This is a genomic window from Brevundimonas sp. (assembly GCF_023259385.1).
GTDB lineage: Bacteria > Pseudomonadota > Alphaproteobacteria > Caulobacterales > Caulobacteraceae > Brevundimonas.
The window spans coordinates 1-20246 of sequence record NZ_JAHFPF010000028.1; the positions used below are offsets into that span (position 1 = coordinate 1).

15 protein-coding genes and 1 tRNA gene are annotated in these 20246 nt (G+C 68.3%); 4 read left to right on the top strand and 12 right to left on the bottom strand.

Translation table 11 applies throughout. The annotated features are described in order from the left end of the window. From Q0C81_RS03585 to Q0C81_RS03595, 3 genes are all read left to right on the top strand, one after another. Nucleotides 1-403, top strand: a 403-nt coding sequence (locus tag Q0C81_RS03585) for a hypothetical protein (protein ID WP_291833638.1), incomplete at its 5' end; no start/stop codon positions are given. Nucleotides 404-417: 14 nt separating this feature from the next. Further along, nucleotides 418-924, top strand: coding sequence for a hypothetical protein (locus Q0C81_RS03590; protein ID WP_291833640.1), 507 nt, complete (start codon nucleotides 418-420; stop codon nucleotides 922-924). A 52-nt stretch (nucleotides 925-976) separates the two neighbouring features. Then, nucleotides 977-2782, top strand: coding sequence for a DUF885 family protein (locus tag Q0C81_RS03595; protein ID WP_291833643.1), 1806 nt, complete (start codon nucleotides 977-979; stop codon nucleotides 2780-2782). Between the two features lie 7 nt (nucleotides 2783-2789). Here Q0C81_RS03595 and Q0C81_RS03600 read toward each other — a convergent pair whose 3' ends face one another. The 3 genes from Q0C81_RS03600 to msrA all read right to left on the bottom strand — a co-directional run bounded on the left by Q0C81_RS03600 (nucleotide 2790) and on the right by msrA (nucleotide 4381). After that, nucleotides 2790-3305, bottom strand: coding sequence for a cytochrome C (locus Q0C81_RS03600; RefSeq protein ID WP_291833646.1), 516 nt, complete (start codon nucleotides 3303-3305; stop codon nucleotides 2790-2792). A 73-nt stretch (nucleotides 3306-3378) separates the two neighbouring features. Beyond that, nucleotides 3379-3720 carry an MmcQ/YjbR family DNA-binding protein gene (locus tag Q0C81_RS03605; protein ID WP_291833648.1) on the bottom strand — a complete coding sequence of 114 codons (342 nt, stop codon included), beginning with the start codon at nucleotides 3718-3720 and terminating at the stop codon, nucleotides 3379-3381. Between the two features lies 1 nt (nucleotide 3721). Next, nucleotides 3722-4381, bottom strand: a complete 660-nt coding sequence (msrA, locus tag Q0C81_RS03610) for a peptide-methionine (S)-S-oxide reductase MsrA (RefSeq protein WP_291833651.1) — start codon at nucleotides 4379-4381, stop codon at nucleotides 3722-3724. A 131-nt stretch (nucleotides 4382-4512) separates the two neighbouring features. Here msrA and Q0C81_RS03615 point away from each other — a divergent pair. After that, nucleotides 4513-4602 (top strand) — tRNA-Ser (locus Q0C81_RS03615). 324 nt (nucleotides 4603-4926) lie between these two features. Here the strand turns inward: Q0C81_RS03615 and Q0C81_RS03620 are convergent. The 9 genes from Q0C81_RS03620 to Q0C81_RS03660 form a co-directional block, all read right to left on the bottom strand. Continuing rightward, complete coding sequence (locus tag Q0C81_RS03620) at nucleotides 4927-5892, bottom strand: hypothetical protein (protein ID WP_291833654.1); 966 nt, start codon at nucleotides 5890-5892, stop codon at nucleotides 4927-4929. A 40-nt stretch (nucleotides 5893-5932) separates the two neighbouring features. Beyond that, the gene (locus Q0C81_RS03625) at nucleotides 5933-7462 is read right to left on the bottom strand and encodes an MBOAT family O-acyltransferase (protein ID WP_291833657.1); all 1530 of its coding nucleotides are present in this window, start codon (nucleotides 7460-7462) and stop codon (nucleotides 5933-5935) included. Continuing rightward, nucleotides 7434-9119, bottom strand: coding sequence for a carbamoyltransferase C-terminal domain-containing protein (locus tag Q0C81_RS03630; protein WP_291833660.1), 1686 nt, complete (start codon nucleotides 9117-9119; stop codon nucleotides 7434-7436). The genes Q0C81_RS03625 and Q0C81_RS03630 overlap by 29 nt, the downstream gene beginning before the upstream one ends. After that, nucleotides 9116-9370 carry an acyl carrier protein gene (locus Q0C81_RS03635; RefSeq protein WP_291833663.1) on the bottom strand — a complete coding sequence of 85 codons (255 nt, stop codon included), beginning with the start codon at nucleotides 9368-9370 and terminating at the stop codon, nucleotides 9116-9118. Before Q0C81_RS03635 ends, Q0C81_RS03630 begins: the two co-directional genes overlap by 4 nt. 25 nt (nucleotides 9371-9395) lie before the next feature. Further along, entirely contained in the window at nucleotides 9396-11576 is a 2181-nt protein-coding gene (locus Q0C81_RS03640; protein ID WP_291833666.1) for a cytochrome P450, read from the bottom strand. Between the two features lie 23 nt (nucleotides 11577-11599). After that, entirely contained in the window at nucleotides 11600-13258 is a 1659-nt protein-coding gene (locus Q0C81_RS03645; protein ID WP_291833669.1) for an AMP-binding protein, read from the bottom strand. 267 nt (nucleotides 13259-13525) lie between these two features. Next, nucleotides 13526-16192, bottom strand: coding sequence for a restriction endonuclease (locus tag Q0C81_RS03650; protein WP_291833672.1), 2667 nt, complete (start codon nucleotides 16190-16192; stop codon nucleotides 13526-13528). Nucleotides 16193-16434: 242 nt separating this feature from the next. Continuing rightward, complete coding sequence (locus tag Q0C81_RS03655) at nucleotides 16435-18273, bottom strand: autotransporter outer membrane beta-barrel domain-containing protein (RefSeq protein ID WP_291833675.1); 1839 nt, start codon at nucleotides 18271-18273, stop codon at nucleotides 16435-16437. 23 nt (nucleotides 18274-18296) lie between these two features. After that, nucleotides 18297-20246, bottom strand: a 1950-nt coding sequence (locus tag Q0C81_RS03660) for an Ig-like domain-containing protein (RefSeq protein WP_291833678.1), incomplete at its 5' end; no start/stop codon positions are given.

Genomic DNA, 20246 nt, shown 5'->3' on the forward strand with positions numbered 1-20246 from the left:
CGCCCAGAACGCGGCCGCGGCTCCGCCCGAGACCGCATGGACCTGGACCCTGTACGCCGACACGCCCGTGGTGCTGGCCAATGAGGTGCCGGACACCGCCAATCTGCGCACGACCCTGGAATGCGATCCCGGCAGCAGCGTCGCCCGCCTGACCCTGTACGGCGGCGAGCCCGGCGCGGGCATGGCGCGGGTGATCGCCGGCGACGCCTCGGCCGTGGCCCAGTCCGAGGCGGCGCGCGGCGGCGGGATCAAGCTGGCGCTGCGCACCGATCACCCCGTGTTCACGGCCTTCGGCGTCAGCGGACGGCTGGGCGTGGCCGTCGGGGAGCAGCGGCGAACCATCGAAGTCCCGACCGCGCACCTTGCCAAGCTGCGCCGCTTCGCCGAACTGTGCTCCGGCTGAGCCGGAGTTTTCCCATGCGCCTGACCGTCCTGATCGCCGCCGCCGGCCTGACGCTGGCGCTGGCGGCGTGTAACACCACCTCCCAGCCGGGCATGGGGCTGTCTCCCGCCTCGTCCGGCTCGCCCGCGCCGGTGCAGGGCTATGACTGGCACCTGAACCAGGACGGCGACGAGGCGCGGCTGGCCTACGGCGCCGAGGCCAGCGACGACCTGAAGATCGGCCTGGATTGCCGCAAGCACTCCGGTCAGCTGGCCCTGAGCGCCCTGGCCGCGGTCGGCGCGGCGTCCGAGATCCATCTGGAGTCCGGCGGCGAGACCGAGCGCTTCCCGGCCGAGGCCGAGGCGTCCGAGGTCAATGACGGCCTGTTCCTGACCGCCGAGGCCAAGGCGCGGGAGCCGGTGTTCCAGCGCTTCCGCCGCACCGGCTGGCTGGCGGTGTGGGAGGGCGAGACCCGTCACGCGTACGCCCCGCATCCGGGCTCGGACGAGCGGGTCGAGCGGTTCTTCGCCTTCTGCGGTTGACGCGAGGCCCGCGCTCCGGTGCAGTCCCGTCCGCATCCGGGAGGGACCCCAAATGAAGCTCGTTCTCGCCGTCGCCGGCGCCGCCCTGCTGGCCGCCTGCGCCGCCCCCGCCTTCGCTGAGATCGGGGCCCAGACCCCGGCCCAGCCCGCCGCGACGCGCAACGCCCAGGACCCGGCCCTTGCGGCCCTGCTGAACGACTATGAGGTCTATCTGCGGTCGGTCGATCCGATCTCGGCCGGAATGGAGGGCGACCGCGACGCCCTGCGCCGTCTGCCCGACGCCTCGCGCGCGTTCGAAGTGGCGCAGGAGCCGGCGCTGAAGGGATTCGCCGACCGGCTGGCGGCCATCGATCCGGCGCGGCTGAACGACGAAGACCGGCTGAACCACGCCTTCATGGCCTATGTCATCAAGCGCGCCCGCGACCGCATTCCGCTGGACACCGGCCGGATCGACGCCTTCAGCTCGGAGGGCGGGCCGGGCCAGAGCCTCGGCTATGTCGCCAGCGTCACCCGGATCACCAGCATCGACGACGCCGAGGCCTATATCGCCCGGCTGGAGGCCATGCCGGCCCTCTATGACGACCAGCTGGCCAACGCCCGGCGCGGGCTGGCGACCGGCCTGGTCCAGCCCCGCTCGATCGTCGAGAACGCGCTCAGCCTGATGGAGCCGGAAGCCGCGCTGACGCCCGCGACCGACCCGCTGCTGAAGCCGTTCGCCGCCCTGCCCGCCTCGATCCCGGCGGACAAGCAGGCGGAACTGCTGGCGCGGGCGCAGGGGGTGGTGGCCCGGCAGATCATGCCGCGTCGCCAGGCCTGGGTCCGCTTCCTGCGCGACGACTACCTGCCCCGCGCGCCGGAGACGCTGGGACTGGTCCACCGGCCCGGCGGGCATGAGCTCTACGCCTTCCTGGTGCGCGGCTATACGACCACCGACATGACGCCCGATCAGGTCCACCAGCTGGGCCTGCAGGAGGTGGCGCGCATCCGCGCCCGCATGGACACCGAGATGCGGGCCGCGGGCTGGACCGGCGACTTCGCCTCCTTCCTGAACTTCCTGCGCACCGACCCGCAGTTCTACGCCACCACGCGCGAGGACCTGCTGGAGAAGGCGTCGGAGATGGCCAAGCGGTCCGACGACCACCTTCCCGCCCTGTTCGGGACCCTGCCGCGGACGCCCTATGGCGTGCGGCCCGTGCCGGCGGAGATCGAGGCCAACTACACCACCGGCCGCTACTTCCCCGGCTCGATGGAGAACGGGATCGCCGGCGGCTACATCGTCAACACCAGCCGGCTGGACCAGCGGCCGCTGTACGAGCTTCCGGCCCTGACCCTGCATGAGGCGGTGCCCGGCCACCATCTGCAGATCGCCCTGCAGCAGGAGGCCGAGGAAGGCCCCTATTTCCGCCGCGGCGTGGACGTGACCGCCTTCACCGAAGGCTGGGGGCTGTACGCCGAATTCCTGGGCGAGGAGATGGGCTTCTACCGCACCCCCTATGAGCGGTTCGGGCGGCTCAGCTACGAGATGTGGCGCGCCTGCCGCCTTGTGGCGGACACCGGCATTCACTGGCTGGGCTGGGACATCGAACAGGCCCGCGCCTGCTTCCGCGACAACTCGGCCCTGGCCCCGCACAACATCGAGACCGAACTGCAGCGCTATATCGGCTGGCCGGGCCAGGCGACGGCCTACAAGGTCGGCGAGATCCGCCTGCGCGCGGTCCGCACCCGCGCCGAGACCGAACTGGGCGACCGTTTCAACGTGCGCCGCTTCCACGACGCCCTGCTGGTCGACGGCCCCCTGCCGATGGCGCTGCTGGACGAGCGGATGGACCGCTGGATCGCCGAGGAGAAGGCGCGCTGACCGCGCCCTAGGCTCCCGGGATCACCGGCGCCATGTTCTCATAGGGCGTGGTCGGGGTCTGTCCGGGCGGCAGAGCCGTCGGAGCCGGGTCGCCTTCCAGCGGCAGGGACTTGATGTAGCGGTACAGCGCCCGCTTGTCGGCGTCGGCCATGGCGCGGACGCTGGGCCACGGCATGGGCGGCAGGCCTTCGCGCGTCGACAGCATCTCGACCCAGGCGTCCTCGGTCATGCCGGCGACGGTGCGGCGCAGGTTGTGCGGATAGCTGGTCCCCCACGGCCCCATGAAGCCCATGCCGGAGCCCTTCAGCCATTCGGACTCGGGCGTCTTGCCGCCTCCTTGGGGATAGCCGGGCGTGTGGCAGTCGTTGCACCCCCCGACCCGCACCAGATAGCGGCCCGCTTCGATATCCGTGGCGGCGACCACCTGCGGCCCGTCCGAGGTAGTGACGTTGACCCGCGCCTGATCGCAGGATCCGAGCGCGAGCGCGCAGGCGCCCGCCATGATGAGATGTCTGCCGGTCATGATGATCTCCCCCGAGACAGGCAGAGAACAACGTTTGGCGGATTCGTGCAACGCGCCGGTGGCGCAACGCCCGTCAGAGCCCCAGTTCGGCCCGCTGCTTCTTCGTCAGCTTCGCCGCGATGATGGAATGGGCGATGGCGAAATGCTCGGCCAGTTCGTCATCGGGCCAAGCGGACGGGTCTGGCAGGTTCACCCACTTGGCGCGGGCCAGATAGGGGGCCGGGCGGGCGCGGCCCTCCTCGGTCAGCACCTCATAGGCGATGTCCGAGACCTTGAACGACACCCCGCCCTGCTCGCCGACCATGACGAACATCTTGCCGCCGATGCGGTAGGCGTCGTGATGGTCGCCGAACGGGTGATCCAGCGTCGCCCCCGGAAGGGCCAGACAGGCCTTGCCGATCCCCGCGCGATCCATCCTAGGCCCCGGAACCTGAAGTGACGCCGACGCCGATGGGGCAGGTCACGCCCGTCCCGCCGATGCCGCAATAGCCCTCGGGGTTCTTGGCCAGATAACCCTGATGATAATCCTCGGCGAAATAATAGACGCCCGCCGGGGTGATCTCGGTGGTGATCTCCCCCTGCCCCGCCGCCGTCAGGGCCGCCTGATAGGCGTCGCGCGAGGCCTCGGCCTGTTCGCGCTGCGCCTCGTCCAGATAGTAGATGGCCGAGCGGTAGGTGGTGCCGATGTCGCCCCCCTGGCGCATGCCTTGGGTGGGGTCGTGGTTTTCCCAGAACACCTTGAGCAGGTCGGCGTAGGAAATCTCCTTGGGATTGAAGACCACCTGCACGACCTCGGCGTGGCCGGTCAGGCCGGTGCAGGTCTCTTCATAGGTCGGATTGGGAGTGTAGCCGCCGGTATAGCCCGCCGAGGTCACCCAGACGCCCGGCAGGGACCAGAAGACCCGCTCCACGCCCCAGAAGCAGCCCATGCCGAAGACGGCGGTCTGGAAGCCCTCCGGATGCGGTCCTTTCAGCGGGCGGCCGGTGACGAAATGGACCTCATCGGTGGTCACCGGCGTCGCCCGGCCGGGCAGCGCGGACCCGGGCGTGGGCATGGTGGTCTTCTGCGAGAGCATGGCGGAACTCCGGACAAATCGTACGCCGCCCATATGGGCCATCATCCGGCGCTTGCCGAGGGGGTCCGACTGTTCTAATCAGCGCCCCTCGCCGGATGGACCGTCCGGCGTTTCACGCGCGTCGTGGAAACGGACAGGTGGCGGAGTGGTCGATCGCGCACGCTTGGAAAGCGTGTGTACGTGAAAGCGTACCGAGGGTTCGAATCCCTCTCTGTCCGCCACACCGCGATTTTCTTCCCGTTATTTGAAATGTTTGACGCGTAAACCGGATAAACTTCCGGTTCACGCAGCAGTACGCAAGCGCGCTCGAGCACGGCAAGCAGAACCCGACGGCAGTCGCGGTGTTCGAACTCGCGCAGCAGTTGGGCTGCGAACCGGCGGACTTGGCATCGCGTCCACAGTCACTGTCGGCCAGCCACGCTCATTGACGGCGACGCTGAACGCCGGTGATGGGCGTCGCCATCACAGCAATGGCTTCTTAGCCGAGAGAGTCCAACTCATCGCCGGACCAACTCAGGTCAGCAACGCGCCAGAAGAAACGAGCCTCATGGCGACGCGCTCAAAAGCGCGTTCAGCGCCGTTTCGCCGAGGCGTGCGGAGAAGTGGAAATAGTCGGTCCACTGCTCGCGATCACGCCATAGCGCTTGTTCGGCTTCGTTCCCCAGCGGGGTTGAGGCGAAGTTCAGGTAACGAATGTCGCACCCCCCAACGGTCGACGGACGCCCGGCGAACATCGCCGCGATCCGCGCTGCGTTGGCCTGGACCAATCGATCGTGTCCGTTTACGGGCGCATCGGCGGGTGTCGCGGGCAGGGTAAAGAAGACGAGCCGGTGCCGAAGACCGGTTCGGCGACAAATATTGTCCGCCAGGTCCGCAAGTCCGGCGAGGTTCCTGCGGCCCATCGCAAGCGAGGCCGGCGACGTATCGAGCTGACTCAGCGTGTAGCGAAGGCTGCGCTCGGCCTGGATCCAGTCGCGTGCACCGGGAGCCAGCGCCTCGCAAGGCGCGTAGGTCGCCGGGTAGGCCTCAGCGCCGTTCAGGCTGTGCACCACTGTCTGCGCGGACTGCAGGGTGGTGCGGGGCGACAACGCGGTGGACAGGGCAGCCTGCGCGGGATCTACGATGGCGGGCCGTTCGCGCGTCGGCAATCCGACCTCGATCAACATGGTGGCAGGCGCTGTGCGACTGTTCAGGATCGCCCGTTCGACCCGCGTCATCTCTCGCACGCCCCAGGCGGATCCCGCGACCCGCAGGATATCGGGCCGGGAACAGGTGTTGAAGCCACGCCAGGCTCGGGACGAGCCGATCAGGAAGGTGTCTCCCTGGTGCTCGCGAATGGCGCGCGTGAAGAAGGCCGGGTTACCGCCGGCGACCCCTTGCGCGATCACGCCGGGCGGAGGGCTTCGGTTGAAGGCATGACGGCCGGACTGGCCGAATTCACCGGTCGGATCGACCACGACGTTGAACAGCGCATATCCGATGAGGATCGCCAGCCCCGCGCCGAGCCCCATCCACCAGCCTCGGGTCAGCCTGGCGGGCGACTTGTCCGGTTCAGAACTGGGCATAGATGAAGCCGTATTGCTGCACAGGGCGGGTGACGCCGATCAGGGCCAGGAGAAGCAGGCCGACCGTCAACCCGCCCCACAGCAGGGTCGGTCGCCAGCGGAGCCAGTCCGGGGCGGGCATGGCGCCGGGGATACCGAAAATCTGCATGGTGTTCGGGCAGACGAGGACTATCGTCGTCACGACGCCCATCATCGCCAGTGTCCGCACACCTGGCAGGCGCGCATTGGGATAGGCGCCGGCCAGATCGATGCCCTGCGGCAGGCCCGCAAATATGGCCTTTACATCGACGAGCGCGGGAAGCACCCGGCCCAGCGTCTGGCCGTCGCCGACCCTCAGCATCAGCGCGATGACCGCCACGGCGATCAGGATCAGAGCCTGACCAGCGACCTGCCGGGCGCGCTGTTCAACGACGCCGATCGGTCGAGGCGCGCCGCGGGCGTTCTGGCGGGCGAACTGGAGCACGATCAGCAGCGCCGCCACGCCCAGCCCCTGCAGCAACGGCAACAGGGCGGCGGTGTGCCAGGCGGCGACAACCAGATAGGCGACCAATGTGGCCAGCGCCCACGCGACGCCATAGCGGCGAACGGTCGGTTGGATCGGCAGTTTCCGGGCGATCCGGAACACCGGTTCGAAAACATAATCTCGCACGAAGGTCATCAGGCTCATGTGCCAGCGCATCACATACTGACCGGGCGACGAGGCCTTCAGCGGCGAGTTGAAATTGATCGGCAGCAGCAGGCCGAAGCACAGGCCCACGCCGATGGCGATGTCTGAATAGGCCGAGAAATCCAGGTAGAGCTGCAGCGTATAGCCCCAGGCGGCGGTCCAGGCCTCGACCGGGGTGACGGCGCCCAGATCCACCGCGGTCAGGACGGCGTCGACCTTTCGCGCCATGGGATCGGCCAGCCAAGTTTTCTTGACGACCCCGGCCAGCACCAGCGCGCCTCCGCGCGCGATATCCGCCCCCGTCGGCGCTGTGAAGCCCAACCGGGCGAACTGGGGCGCTATCCGGCCGTAGGCGCCGATCGGGCCTGCCGGAAGCTGCCCGAAGAAGGAACCCCAAGCCGCAAAACGTAGCAGGCCCAACCGCTCGACGCCCGGCTTCTGTGCGTCGATCACGAAGGTGATCTGCTGCAAGGTGTAAAAGGCCAGACCGAGCGGCAGGGCCACGGGAAGCACTTGCTGCGCCACCTTGAAGGCCACCAGCGGAGCCAAGTTCGCGATGATCGCGCCCGCCACGGCAAGCCTGCGCATCGTCGATCCGGGCGCCAGCCGGCCGATGAGCGCGACAGCGCCGAAATTGCCGAGAATGGATGTGGTCAGGACTGCGAGCGCGATCGGCCCGGCCTGCGCGCAGAACAGGACCGACACGGCCACCAGCAATCCCACCGCCGCCGTGGGCCGCCAGCGACAGGCGAGCGCGAACGCCCCCACCGTGACCGGCAGCCAGAGGATGAGGAACTGGAGGCTTACGAATGAGATGGCTTCACGCCGCCTTCTCGACGAGCACGTCATCCAGAAGGACGCCGTCCAGACCCGTGGTCGCCAGGACGGCCATCGCGTCCTGCACGCTGTGCACGATGGGTTTGCCCATGACGTTGAAGCTGGTGTTCAGCACGATCGGCACGCCGGTCCGCGCCTCCATGGCGTCGAGCAGGCCGCTCATCCACGGATCTGAAGCCGCCTCGACGGTCTGAAGCCGACCAGTCCCATCCGCATGGACGACCGCCGGGACACGGTCGCGGGCCTCCGCCTTCCACGGTAGGGTGAAGGACATGTAGGGCGACGGCTGAGGACGGTCGAACCACTCGCTCACCCGGTGCGCGGGAATGATCGGCGCGAACGGACGGTAGGGTTCGCGCCCTTTGACCCGTTGATTGAGCCGGTCCTTCATGTCCGACGGGCGGGGATCGGCGAGGATCGAGCGATGGCCAAGGGCGCGCGGACCGAACTCGGCCGCGCCGCGCATTACGCCGATGATCCGGCCCGCCGCCAATCGACCGGCGAGCGTCGCCAGCCCCTGCGGGCCGGCGCAATCCGAGATGTGACCGTAGCCACAGTTCGCGACCGTTCTGTCGATGACCCGCCGGTCCGGCGTCGTTCCGAGGAAGGGCGTGATCCGCCCCGTCGCGGCCGACTGTTCGGGATGATCCTGCATCCACGACAGAAGGGCTGCGCCCAAGGCGTTGCCGTCATCGGCGGGCGCGCTCGGAACATGGACCGCCTCGAAGCCGAAGCGGCCACCGATCGTGCCGTTGTAGGAGGAGTTGAGCGCGCAGCCGCCGCTCAGGACGAGGTTACGCTCGCCGAGTTCCGAGCAGCTTCGCAAGATGCGATCGACCAGCCGCCCATAGGCGGCCTGACCGCTGGCGGCGAGGTCGGCGGCCTGCTGGATGGGATCGGAGGGCCTGCGCGCATGCGCCCTTGCACGGGCGACCACGGCGTCGATCACCGCCTGCTCCGGCAGTTGGGGCCGCCCGTCCACGATGTTGAGCATCGTCTCCAACACGTCCACAAGACCCGCATCGGGCGTGCCGAAGGCGGCCAGGCCCATGACCTTCCACTCTTCTCCGGCGCGCCAGTCGAAGCCGCACAGGCCCGTCAGCCAGGCGTAGAAGGTTCCGAGACTGCCTGGCCCCCACGATCGCCACAGCCGCTTCAGCCTGCCGTGGGAGAGACGGAACAGGCTCGCGGCGCCCACCTCGCCTTCCCCGTCGATGACCAGACAGAGGCCATCGGCGAACGGCGCGCTGCCGCAGGCTGCGACGGAGTGGGACAGATGGTGGTCGAAATACCGGACCTCCGGGGAGGTCTCGGCGAGGCCAAGGCGCAGCAGGGACTCGCCCGCCGACGCCTGCGCGTGGGCCTGAAGGCCCCGCAGCCACAAGCCGTCCGAGCCCGGCAGCAAGGCGTTGGACACCGACACCGGAAGGTCCGCCTTCACCCGCGCCCAACTGGTCGAGACGATCAGTTCGTCGGCGGCGGCGTCAAACCCGACGGCGGACAGGGCGCTTTCCAGATGGCCGACATGATCCGGCGCCGCGCCCCAGGCGCGCTTGTCCTGGATGAAGCGTTCGGTGGCCTCGGCGAAGCGGATGCAGCCGGCCTCATCCACGATCGCCAACGCCGGGTCATGTCCCGAGGTCGACAGACCCAGATAGAACCGGCTCATGGGGTGTCGAACAGCGCCACGACCGCCGCCGCAACCTCGTCCAGCGTCTGGAATTCGAACATCAGCGACGGCTCGACCTCGATCTGGAACTCGTCCTCGATGTGACCCGAGATCAGCACCGCGTCGATGGATTCCAGACCGAAGTCGACCAGCACGGTGGAGCCCAGGATCTGATCGGCCGGGACTTTGGTTCGCCTGCTGATGTGGGCGCGCAGGAAGTCAGTCACCTGTTCGACGGTCGGCGGGGTCATGAACACACTTTCAAACTCTGGAAGGTCAATCGAGACGGCAATGCAGTTCGGCCAGAATGACCGTCTGGGAGTTTTCGACATAGCGGGGCTGTCCACCCGTGAAACGCAGATCGGGATAGCGGGCGAACAGGGCGGGCACGGCCTTGCGGATGAGGAGGCGCGACAGGGCCGCGCCGATGCAGCGGTGAAGGCCATGCCCGAACGCCAGATGGCCCGCGCCGAGGTCGCGATTGATGTCCGCCAACCGCAGCTGCATCGTGTCGCCGGGCTGGAAAGCGACGCCGTCGATCTCCCCTTCCGCCCGCGCAACCCGGTAGATGAAACGCGGAGACGCCGCGGCGGGCACGATCCGGGTGTCGAGATGCGCCGCCACCCAGGCCGGATCGGCGGGGTCGCCGCGCTGATCGACGGGCGCCGAGGCGAGAGCCAGCACCGCGTTGGCGAGGGTGTGGGAGACGTTGAAGCTGGCGCCGTATAGGACCAGCACGAAGGCCTTGCGATCCTCCGCGTCCATCTCGTCCCAGCCGCTGGCGGCCAGATGGGACAGCAGGGAGGTCGGTCCGTCGCTCACCGGACCTGTGGGATCTTCGTCGAACTGGCCAAGCAGGGTGTCGACCATGGCCTGGACCTTCAGGATGGCCCGCAGCGATCGCAGCGGCTCCAGCACCTCCTGAAGGAGTGGCGCGAGTGCGTTGAAGACAGCGGGATCATGCGGCCGAAGCCCCATGATCGGCTGACAGACAGCCCGGAACAGAGGCTCGCAGAAATCCGCGACCAGATCGACGTCCGTTCGCCCCTCAAGGGCCTGCACCGCGCGCTCGATCTCCGCGTCGATCAGCGGCGTCCAGGCGACGAGACGGTTGGAGCCCAGGGCTTCGAACCCCAGCAGGCGCATGCGCGCGTGGCGCGGGCCGGACTGGAAGAAAGGCGCGTTGCGGGCGACCCGAATCGCGGTCGACAGGTCGCGTCCGCTGGCCGCCTGGAGCGCGATCAGGTGCGGCTCCATGCCGGGCGGACTGAAGCGCGCGTCGTCGACGGCGACGGCGCGGGCGGTTCGGGGCTCGGTAATCTCCCACAGCCGGGCGGCGCGCTTCTGGAGCGGCGGCGTCAGGCGGCACGGCAGGGCCGTCGGCGCCTGCACCATGTGGGTCCGCTCGATCCGCACGCCCGCCTCATCCAGACGGAGGTCCGGGAAGCGCGCGGCCATCAACGGCAAGGCCCGGCTCAGCATCAGCCGGGCCAGAGCCGCCCCGGGACATTTGTGCACTCCGTCGCCGAACGACAGCGACGCCCGGCCGCCCTCCCCCGCCGCGTGCGGGCAGAGCGACCGGTTGGCCGCGGGGATGTCCAGCGCCGCCAGATCGCCCGGTTGCACCGGCCGGCCGTTCAGCAGCGTCCCGGTTCGGGCGACGCGGTACAGCCTCAAGGTCGAGGGATAGTCGCGGATGACAGCGTCCAGATGCGCCTCGGCCCAGCCCTCGCGCGACACCTCGCCCCAGGTCGGTGCGCCGTCCCTGAGCAGGCCCCACAGGGCGAAGGCCAGCGATTCCGCCGCCGTATGGGCGGCCACCGTGATGGACGCGATCAGGGTGGCGCCGTCCACCCCGGCGGGCAGCTTGCCCCGCGCCAGAGCCATGACCAGCGGCGCCGGCGTCCCGGGATCATCAGGCAGCGCGGTCGGGACAGACGCCGCGGCGATCAGATGCCGGTAGCCGTCCTGGACCGCCAGCAGGTCGCGCAGGCGCAGCAGGGGTTCGGTGAACACCCGCGCCTGGTAGACGGCGCGCAGGAAGGCCGCGTCATCCGGGATGGCCAGTCCGAACACGTCGCGCATGCAGGCGATGAAAACCGGGTCCGAAAAATCGCGCACGAGATCCGGCGCCGGCTGCGTCGCCAACCGGTCCAGAGCCGCCCGGATGTGGCCGTCGATCACCGGCGCCCAACCGTCCACCCCGGCCGGGCTGAGGAAGGCTGCAAGCGCCCGGCGGGTCATGAGGTGGTCGGCGTCGGTCTGGTAGATCAGCGACGCGCGCGCGGCGTCGGCCAGCAGGGACAGGTCCTCGCCGGTCGCGGCTTGAAGCTTCGCCAGATAGGGCAGGACCGCGGTCACGCCCCATGCCCGGTCGCGGAAGACCTCCGTCGCCTCCTCCGCCGTGTCGACGACGAAGCCGGCGCGGTCCGGACGAGGTCCTGAAGACCCGGGCATCCTGTCCCGAAGAGGCGTGGCGGTCACTGAAGCGCATCCTCAATCCGCCCGTCTCGCCAAGCGTTCGCCAGCAGGCGGCGCTGAACCTTGCCGCTGCTGGTGCGCGGCAGGGCTCCGCTGGGCAGGATGCGGATATCCGTCAGCTCGATCCCCCAGGCGCCCGCCACGGCCCGCCGGATCAAGCCGCGGGTGACGACTTCGTCCGCGACCCTCTCCCGGCGCCTGAGCTCGATCAGCAGCACCGCCTTTCCCGTGGCGAGGTCGTCCGGCATCAGCGCCGCGGCCGCCATGGGATTGAGCGCCTGATCCTGTTCTCCCGCCAGCCATTCCACATCCGTCGCGGGGATCTTGCGTCCGTTGGAGAACAGCAGGTCCTTCAGACGTCCGGTGACGTACAGCCAGTGGCCTTGGCGGACGCCGACATCGCCCGTCCTGAGCCAGTCTCCCCCAGCGCCGTCACCGGCGGTCGCGACGCTGAACGACGCCGCCGTTTCCGCCGGCGCGTTGCGGTAGCCCCGCGCGACCGAAGCCCCCCGGACCCAGATTTCGCCGGGCTCGCCCGGCGCCGCGATCCTCAAGGTCTCCGGATCGACGAGACGAAGATCACCGTCCATCTCGGGCGAGACCCGGCAGGGCTCGATATCGCCACATCCGGGCGGGGGGGCGGGCCGGTCGTCGAGAAGGTCCGGATTTCCGCCGGCCACCATCAGGGTGAACTCGGCCAGACCGTAGCAGCCGAACACGGCGCTCGGGTTCAGACCCCATGGGCCGAAACGCTCGCGGAAAGCAGCCAGTAGCGACGCCGGGACCGGCTCCGCGCCGCAGAAAGCGCTGCGCCAGCGGGACAGATCCAGCCCTTCGCATTGTTCGTCAGTGACGTTCTGCAGGCAATGCGAGAAGACGAAGGCGGGGCCGCCGCTGAAGGTCGCCCGGTGCTCGCTGATCAGGCGCAGCCAGCGCTCCGGCCGCTGGATCATCTGCAGCGGGTCCAGCAACACGGTCCGCCCTCCGGCGAGAATTGGATAGAAGATGCCGCCCATCAGCCCCAGGTCATGGAAATGCGGCAGCCAGCTGAGGACGACCCCATCCTCGTCCAGGCCCCAGGTGCCGTTCGCCAGTTGGGCGTTGGCGACAATGTTCGCGCCCGAGAGCGCCACCGCCTTCGGCGCCCGCGTCGAGCCGGACGTGTACTGGAGGATGACCGGGCGCGTCCCGTCGCCGCTCTGGACCGGCGCCATCAGAGGCGCCTCGACCGCCTCAAGCGCTTCAACGTCGATGACGGAAAGGCCCGCTATCCCGCCGGACGTCAGCGCCGCCTCTATTTTGCCGGTAAGCCCGTCGGAACACAGGATCGCGGCCGGCGTGCAGTCGCGGATGATCTGATTGAACCGCAGGGTCTGAACACCCGGACGGGGGGCGGCCACGGCGGTGATCGTGAAACCCGCGTAGAGGGTCCCGACCAGGGTGACGACAAACTCGACGCCGCACGGCATGATCAGCGCCAGCGGGCCGTCGTCAGGTTTACGGATCGACGCCAGAGCCGCACCGCGCGCCAGGGCCCGTTCGTGCAGCTGACGTCCGGTCAGGACGCGGTCCCGCTGACCCGTGCGGCCACCGCAAACCGTGATTAACGGCCGGTCACTGCGTTCCAGCAGTCTTTCGCACAGTTGATCAGTCAGCACGCCGTTTCCCCTAGCCATCTTGCATGGGCGGGCGCCTGCCGCCATGGCCAGGAATCCCAAAATGAGGCGTTTGCGTACGCCTTGATCGTTTTGACTGCCGGGGCCGGCGAACAGGCGCTTTCAACTGCTCTATGCTTCGGGCGCCCTTCAGGCAGACAACCGACATTCCGAACTTCGGCTTTGCGCCAGATGCAGACACTGGTTTTGGTGCGCAAACCAGGAGCTACGCCGAGACGGACCTGTGCAATACCAGCGCGACCAGCAGCGCTATTCGGCCGTATCCATCGCTTCGAGTCTTCGCCCCAGCCATCTCCGGATCGCGGAGGCGTCGCCCGATCTTGCGATATCGGTCAACTCCTCCTCACCCGCCCCAAGCAGGCTCCACTTTGTGCCGGCGAGATAGACCATTCGCTTGTCGATCAGCCATTTCGGCGGGCGTTGCCCGCCGTCCAGTTTCCTCTTGAAAATCTTCGCCAACGCATCGCGCGAGCCGTGGACCATCACCACCCCGTAGCAACTCCCCAGCCTTTCAGCGGTCTCCTCAAAGGCGCCGGCGCTCACGCGGAACCCGGCGATCAAACAGTCGTCCAATGTTCCGTCGATGCTGATCGTCGGGGGTTGAGACCCCGTCGCCGAGGCTCGCCCCGTCAACCGGGAACGCATCATTCCCACGTTCTCAAGCCGGACGGACCCGTCGCCCGTGATGGCCATCTCGACATCCTCCATCGTCACGCGCGAGAGGGTGATCTCGTCGGCATCGATGGCGAGCCTGCAGTTGGTCAGGGTGACTTCGTCGAGACGCAACCTGGCCTCATGGCCGATGACAGCGAGGGCGCATCCGTTCATCGCACTGCGCCTGACAACGGAACCGAGCTGAAGCTCACCGACGCAAGACTTGAACGCGGTGTCCGCAATCTCGCCGGTCAAGGACGTGGCGCTGAACTGGCAGGCGTCAAACTCGACCTCCTCAAGGCTCAACTGGGAAATCCTGAAACGCTCGAAACGGCACCCCACGAACCGCCTCTTCCGGATAAGGGCGCGGGACAGGGAAATGTCGGAGAACTTTTTAGACTCCGATACCCGCTCGGAATAAAGCAAGGCCATCCTGACGTTCGAGAGATAGCGCTCGGACTGCGATGCGCTCGCCAATTCAAGATGATCTCTCAGGTTAATCGCGTAATCGATATCGATCAGGCTGTGACTTCCGACAAAGTACAGGATCTCGTAGTTCAGATTCTTTCCGAACTCATCGACGATTGTTCGCTTCGACATCTTCTCAACGATGACGTCGGCGACAAAGTATTCCATGAAAGACTTGTGTGAGAACTCTATCCTGTCGTTCGCGGTGACGTTCAGGAAGGCGCACACACGGACATCGTTGACCACGCTCTCCATCTGCCCCGCCAGGACCGAGACCCGCCAGTCAGCGATGTCGGACAGGCCGCTCACCACGACCTTTTCCACGCTCTCGTATGTGGCTTCGAGGCCGGCGGCGTTGTCGAGCATGGCGATGGCCGCCGCCCTGGCGAACGAGAGACGCTCCTCCCGTCTCAAAAACTGGCGGACAGCCCAATCCCTGTTGAGATGCAGCGCCACGTAATCCCGATAGAGGCTGGCGGGACCGATTTCGATATTGGGGTCATCCAGCCTGACGGCGCCGGGGGCGATGATGACCTCGACCAGCATTTCCAGCAGCAGAGGCCGCGTCACCAGATCCGTCAGATCGTAGGTCTTGGACAAGAAGTCATAGACCTGGTCGACATTCAGCCCGTGCTGCTCATTGAACTCGGCTTCGAAGGCCGACAGGTAGTCGATGATGTGCGCTTTGCTGAAGGGCCTTATGTAGAACAGCCTTGTGTTCCATTGGCCGAAGAGACGATACGCGCCCGCCTCGGGGCCCCGGCGGCCAAGGTTGGCGAACCCTCTCGGCTTGGACGGTTCCCTGGTCCCCACGTGATACTGCTCGGATGTTTGAAAGTCGCGACTGGTCAGATCGCGGATCAGCCCGTTCAGCTCCGCAAGATTGTTGAAGTAGGTGGGTCGGGACGTGATGAGCAGGTGGTTCGCCTGCTGGGTGATCCGCATGACGCGTGAAAACAGGCGAAACCGCTCATCCTGCGTGGCGTGGGTCGCCACCTCATCCAATCCGTCCAGGATCAGGACGCACCTGCCGCCCTTCTGCATTCTCTCGAACAGTTCAAACGAGGCGCTGGGCGAATGTTGAGACAACTGCGCCGCGACGAAGGAGCGGTCCGTATCGAACTGGGCCAGATTCCTGAGATAAAGGATGATCGGAAACAGTCCGGTTCCCTGGTTCAGGTAGCGCTCGGCCAGCGCCTTGTGCACCTGCTCAGCCACCGTCGTCTTGCCGCTGCCGAAGTCTCCCAGCAGGAACGAAAAGCTCTCCCTGCCGTCGTCAACGCCGGCCAGGAGATGGTCGATGAGGCGCGGCACAGGCGCCAGACGACCTTCCACAACCTCATCAGCCGACGGATCGATGAGCCGGCGCTTGATCTGTGATCTGTAATTTTTCATCGCGCCTTCGAGGTAAAGGCGGGACCCTAGGAGTTCGCTCTCGAGGCTTGCGAAGCTCACCAGCCGGATGTGCGGAACATCCGCGGCGGCTTCGCTCGCCTGGCGGGAAAACTTGCTGTCCGTGACGATGATCCCGTGCGTGAAACCAAGCCTGGCCTGCGTGGCCTGGAACGCATTGATGAAGCTGTAGACGTCGTCGTTCGAGACCGCGCTCCCGTTCCTGGATTTGCACTCGACGGCGATGCGCGTCTCGAAACCTCCGATCTCGTGACGCGAGGCGATGACGTCGTATTCCTGCCCGCGCAGCTCCCGGCACCGATCGACGCGAAAACCGGCCGCCCGGAAGAGCTCTTCAGCCGCAGTTTCGAAAGCGCTGCCGCGTTCGTGGGATTCCGCCATTCCGCCCCCCGGGGAACATTGATCCGACCAGCCTATGGGAAGCCGGCGAAGCGACCAAGGACTTCTCGCGTCATGCGAGAATGCGGTCGGCCACCTACAGGTGCGGTCCGCGACCCTGAACCCGACGCGGCTAAGGTCCTGACGACGCCCCGCGCGCCCTGCGCAGCAGAAGGGCCGCCCCGTCGCCGGGGCGGCCCTCCGCATTCGAGTGGATCAGGAACCGCCGAAACGGTCCCATCTCCCTACCAGTCGAACTTGACGCGGATCTCGCCGCCGTGGCTCGAGCTCGCATCGCCGAAGGCGCCGCGGTAGCCGACCCCCAGCACCAGCCGGTCGTTGACCGACCAGTCAGCGCCCAGGTCGAGCCGCAGGCTGTCGCGCGACCAGGCGTCCAGCGGGACCAGGTAGGTCGGGCTGGCGGCCCAGTCGGCGTAGCGCACGCCCTGGTCGCCGATGTCCTCGAACTCGTGCGACCACTCGACCCGCGCCGACGGCCGCAGCTGGCCGAAGCGGCGGTTGTCGATCGTCCAGCGCCACGCCGCGCCCAGGTTGGCCGACAGGCTGTCCTGGTCCACCGCGTCCCAGGCCAGGGACGCCAGCCCCGCACCCGTCTCGGTGAAGCCGTCCAGCGAGATCGAGCGCGCATCGACGCGGGCGTAGATCTCACGGGTCTGACCGTCGCCGCGCAGAATGCGGCCGAAGGCGGCCGACACGAAGCGGGTGTCCCCCGACCGTTCGCCTTCGGCGTAGGCGTCCGGCTGGCCGCCGAGCCCGGCCGTCCAGCGGCGCGAGTCGAAGTCCAGGTTCGACCAGCCGATGACGCCGTCGATGTAGAAGGCCTCGGCCGGACGCCAGCTGGCGTACAGCGCCCCGGTCAGGCCGCTGCCGTTGGAGACCGAGCCCTGGTCGCCGATCTTGGTCTTGTCCTCGCCATAGCCCAGGCCCCCGCCCACGATCAGCTGATCGGAGACGCGCACGTCGAGGCCGGCGGTGACGCCCTGGGTGGTGAAGCGGTAGTCGCGCTGACCCTGCGCGTCCTGGCGACCCCAGTCCACCGAACCGGCGGTCCAGAAGCCGACCGACGAGCGGCGGCCGGGTTCGGACGACGGCGGCGTGGCGCTGAGCCGGTCCGTGGTCGAGCTGACCGCGGCCGGTCCGGCCTGACGCCCGGCCCACAGGTCGAGGCCGAGCATGTCGCGGTCGCGGTCGTGACCGATCGTATCCGGATCGATCGTTTCGCGTGCGCCCAGCTGACGGCGCAGGGCCGCGCGGGGATCGTTGTCGGCGTCGTTCTGGGCGCCGAAGCCGAGGCTCAGGCTGACGCCGTTGGACGATCCGTTGTCCCCGTCATGCAGGTCCTGCAGGCGGCGCTGGAAGTTGCTGATCTGGGCGTCGGCGAAGCGGCGGGCGGAGGTCACCTGACCGGTGGCCACCCCCCTGACCTCGGCGTCCTGCGACGGATCGGGGCGCGCTTCGACCGTCACCGCCAGGGTGCTGGCCGTCGTGCCCGCGGCGTTGGTCAGGGTGAAGCTGACCGTCGCCACGCCCGAGAAAGTCCCGGCCGGGGTGAAGGTCAGGTCCCAGTTCGCGCCGGAGCCCGTGATGGTCGCGGTTCCCGCCGTCGTCGGCGAGATCGAAACCACGGCCGCGCCGCTGAACGGGCCGCCTGGGACGGCGCTGATCCGGGTGGTGACCGGACGGCCCTGGACGGTGGTCGCCGTCAGCGCCTGGGCGCCGGGGACCAGGTTGGAGACCAGGTCGATCCGGCCCGCCGCCGACGCGCCGAACGGCAGGTCGATGACATAGTCCAGCGAGGTGGAGCCGCCGTTGGCGGCGCCCGGGTTGAAGACGATCGTGAGTCCGTTGACCGTCGCCACGCCGAAGGCCGGAGCGCGGGTGATGCGCAGCGCCTGGAACGGACCGCCCACCAGGCCGGCGGTCGGAGTGAAAGCGATGGTGCTGTTCGACGGCGTCGCCCCCTGCAGGTTCGGCGCCTTGCCCGCGACCTGGAAGGTGAAGGTCGCCGGCGCGGAGTCGCCGCCCGGTCCGAAGGCCACCACGGTCACGGTGTCCGTGCCCATGAAGTTGGCCGCCGGGGTGTAGATCAGCTGGTAGTCGCCGGGCGCGGCTTGCGGACCGTCGGCGCCCGCCGTCTGGGCCAGGGGCGCGGCGACGGTGGTGATGGACGCCGTGCCGTGCTGGCTGGTCGCGGTGATGCGGTAGCCGTCGATGACGCCGTTGCTCTGGCTGCCCAGATTGACGGTGACCGGTTGCGGCGGACCGTTGCCGGCGGGACGACCGGCGGCGGCGGGGTCGCCACCGTCAGCGACACCGTGGCCGGAGCCGAGGTCCCGCCGGGACCCGTCGCCGTATAGGTGAAGCTGTCCGGACCGAAGTAGCTCGCGGCTGGGACGTAGGTGGCCACGTCGCCCGCGATCGTGACCGCGCCGTGGGCGGGCGGAGTCGCGACGGCGATGGAGCCGTGCACGCCGCTGACCGCGCTCGACAGGTCGATCGCCGCGCCGGTGCTGTTGTAGCCGACGGCGACGCCGCTACGGCCCGAAACCGTCGGAGCCGGCGGATTGGCCACCGTCAGGCTGACGGTCGCCGGAGCCGAGGTCCCACCGGGGCCGGTGGCCGTGTAGGTGAAGCTGTCAGCGCCGTAGTAGTTGGCGGCGGGCGCGTAGGTGACCACGTCGCCGGCGACCGTGACCGTGCCGTGGGCCGGCGGCGTGTCGATCGCGATGGAGGCGTGCACGCCGGTGATCGAGGTGGAGAGGTCGATCGCCGTACCGGCGCCGTTGTAGGCGACGGCGACACCGCTGCGGTTCGTCACGGCCGGAGCGGCGGGAGTCTCCACCGTCAGATGGACGAGGGCGACGTTCGAGGTCCCGCCCGGGCCGGTGGCCGTATAGGTGAAGCTGTCGATGCCGAAATAGCCGGCGGCCGGGGTGTAGGTGACCACATCACCGGCGATCGAGGTCGTGCCGTGCGCCGGAGGCGTGACCACCGCGATCGAGGTGTGGGCGCCGCCGCTGATCCAGACCGACAGGTCCAGAGGCGCGCCGGTGCTGTTGTAGGCCACCAGCCAGCCCGGCGCGTCGTCGGCGATGGGCGGGTTGGCGATGACGGCGAAGCTCTGCTGGACCTGGGCCGCGGCGTTCCAGTTGCTGTCGCCGGGCTGGTTGGCGTTGATGACGCAGGTTCCGGGGCTGGTGAAGGTCACCGACCCGCCCGAGAGCACGCAGCCCGTGCTGGTTCCGTCGAGGCTGAGGTTGACGGTCAGGCCCGAGTTCGCCGTCGCCGTGACCGCATAGGCCGGACCGGCCACCACGGCGGACGGCGCCGTCGAGGTGAAGGCCAGGGTCTGCGAGCCTCTGGCGATGGTGACCGTGGTCACGCCGGTGTCGGCGGTGACCGGCGTCCCCTGGCTGTCGGTGACGCGGACGATGTAGCTGAACGAACCCGCCACGGTCGGCGTGCCCGAGACCACGCCGGTCGAGGTGTTCAGCGTCGTACCGGGCACAAAGGCGCCGGCCGCGAGCGCGTAGGTGTAGGGCGCGACGCCGCCGCTGACGGTGTTGGCCTGGTTGTAGTTCTGACCGACGACGAGGCCGGAGGCCGGGGCGGCCGTGATGACCAGATGGGCCGGAGTGACCGTGAAGCTGCGCGAGACCGAAGGCGCGGCGGCCCAGGTCGTGTCGCCGGGCTGTTCCGCCCGGATCGTGCAGGTCCCTGTCTGCAGCAGGGTCAGGCTGGTTCCCGACACGGTGCAGACCGCGGTGGTGTCCGAGAAGACGCTGACCGACAGGCCCGAGCTCGCCGTCGCCGCCAAGGTCAGGGGCGAGGCCGAGAGCGAGGCGTTCCCCAGCGCATTGAAGGTGATGGTCTGGTCGCCGAGGCTGACCGTCAGGCTGACCGTGGCCGTGGCCGAGGTTCCGCCTGGGCCTGTCGCCGTGAAGGTGAAGCTGTCGGCGCCCGCATAGTTGGTGTCAGGCGTGTAGGTGACCACGTCGCCCGAGATGCTGGTCGAGCCGTGAGACGGACCCGACGC

Coding starts and splice junctions, on each gene's coding strand:
- Q0C81_RS03655 (WP_291833675.1), bottom strand. CDS start 18,273: ATGGGCACGGACACCGTGACCGTGGTGGCCTTCGGACCGGGCGGCGAC.
- Q0C81_RS03595 (WP_291833643.1), top strand. CDS start 977: ATGAAGCTCGTTCTCGCCGTCGCCGGCGCCGCCCTGCTGGCCGCCTGC.
- Q0C81_RS03640 (WP_291833666.1), bottom strand. CDS start 11,576: ATGCCCGGGTCTTCAGGACCTCGTCCGGACCGCGCCGGCTTCGTCGTC.
- msrA (WP_291833651.1), bottom strand. CDS start 4,381: ATGCTCTCGCAGAAGACCACCATGCCCACGCCCGGGTCCGCGCTGCCC.
- Q0C81_RS03605 (WP_291833648.1), bottom strand. CDS start 3,720: ATGGATCGCGCGGGGATCGGCAAGGCCTGTCTGGCCCTTCCGGGGGCG.
- Q0C81_RS03630 (WP_291833660.1), bottom strand. CDS start 9,119: ATGAGCCGGTTCTATCTGGGTCTGTCGACCTCGGGACATGACCCGGCG.
- Q0C81_RS03635 (WP_291833663.1), bottom strand. CDS start 9,370: ATGACCCCGCCGACCGTCGAACAGGTGACTGACTTCCTGCGCGCCCAC.
- Q0C81_RS03650 (WP_291833672.1), bottom strand. CDS start 16,192: ATGGCGGAATCCCACGAACGCGGCAGCGCTTTCGAAACTGCGGCTGAA.
- Q0C81_RS03620 (WP_291833654.1), bottom strand. CDS start 5,892: ATGGGGCTCGGCGCGGGGCTGGCGATCCTCATCGGATATGCGCTGTTC.
- Q0C81_RS03590 (WP_291833640.1), top strand. CDS start 418: ATGCGCCTGACCGTCCTGATCGCCGCCGCCGGCCTGACGCTGGCGCTG.
- Q0C81_RS03625 (WP_291833657.1), bottom strand. CDS start 7,462: ATGACGTGCTCGTCGAGAAGGCGGCGTGAAGCCATCTCATTCGTAAGC.
- Q0C81_RS03600 (WP_291833646.1), bottom strand. CDS start 3,305: ATGACCGGCAGACATCTCATCATGGCGGGCGCCTGCGCGCTCGCGCTC.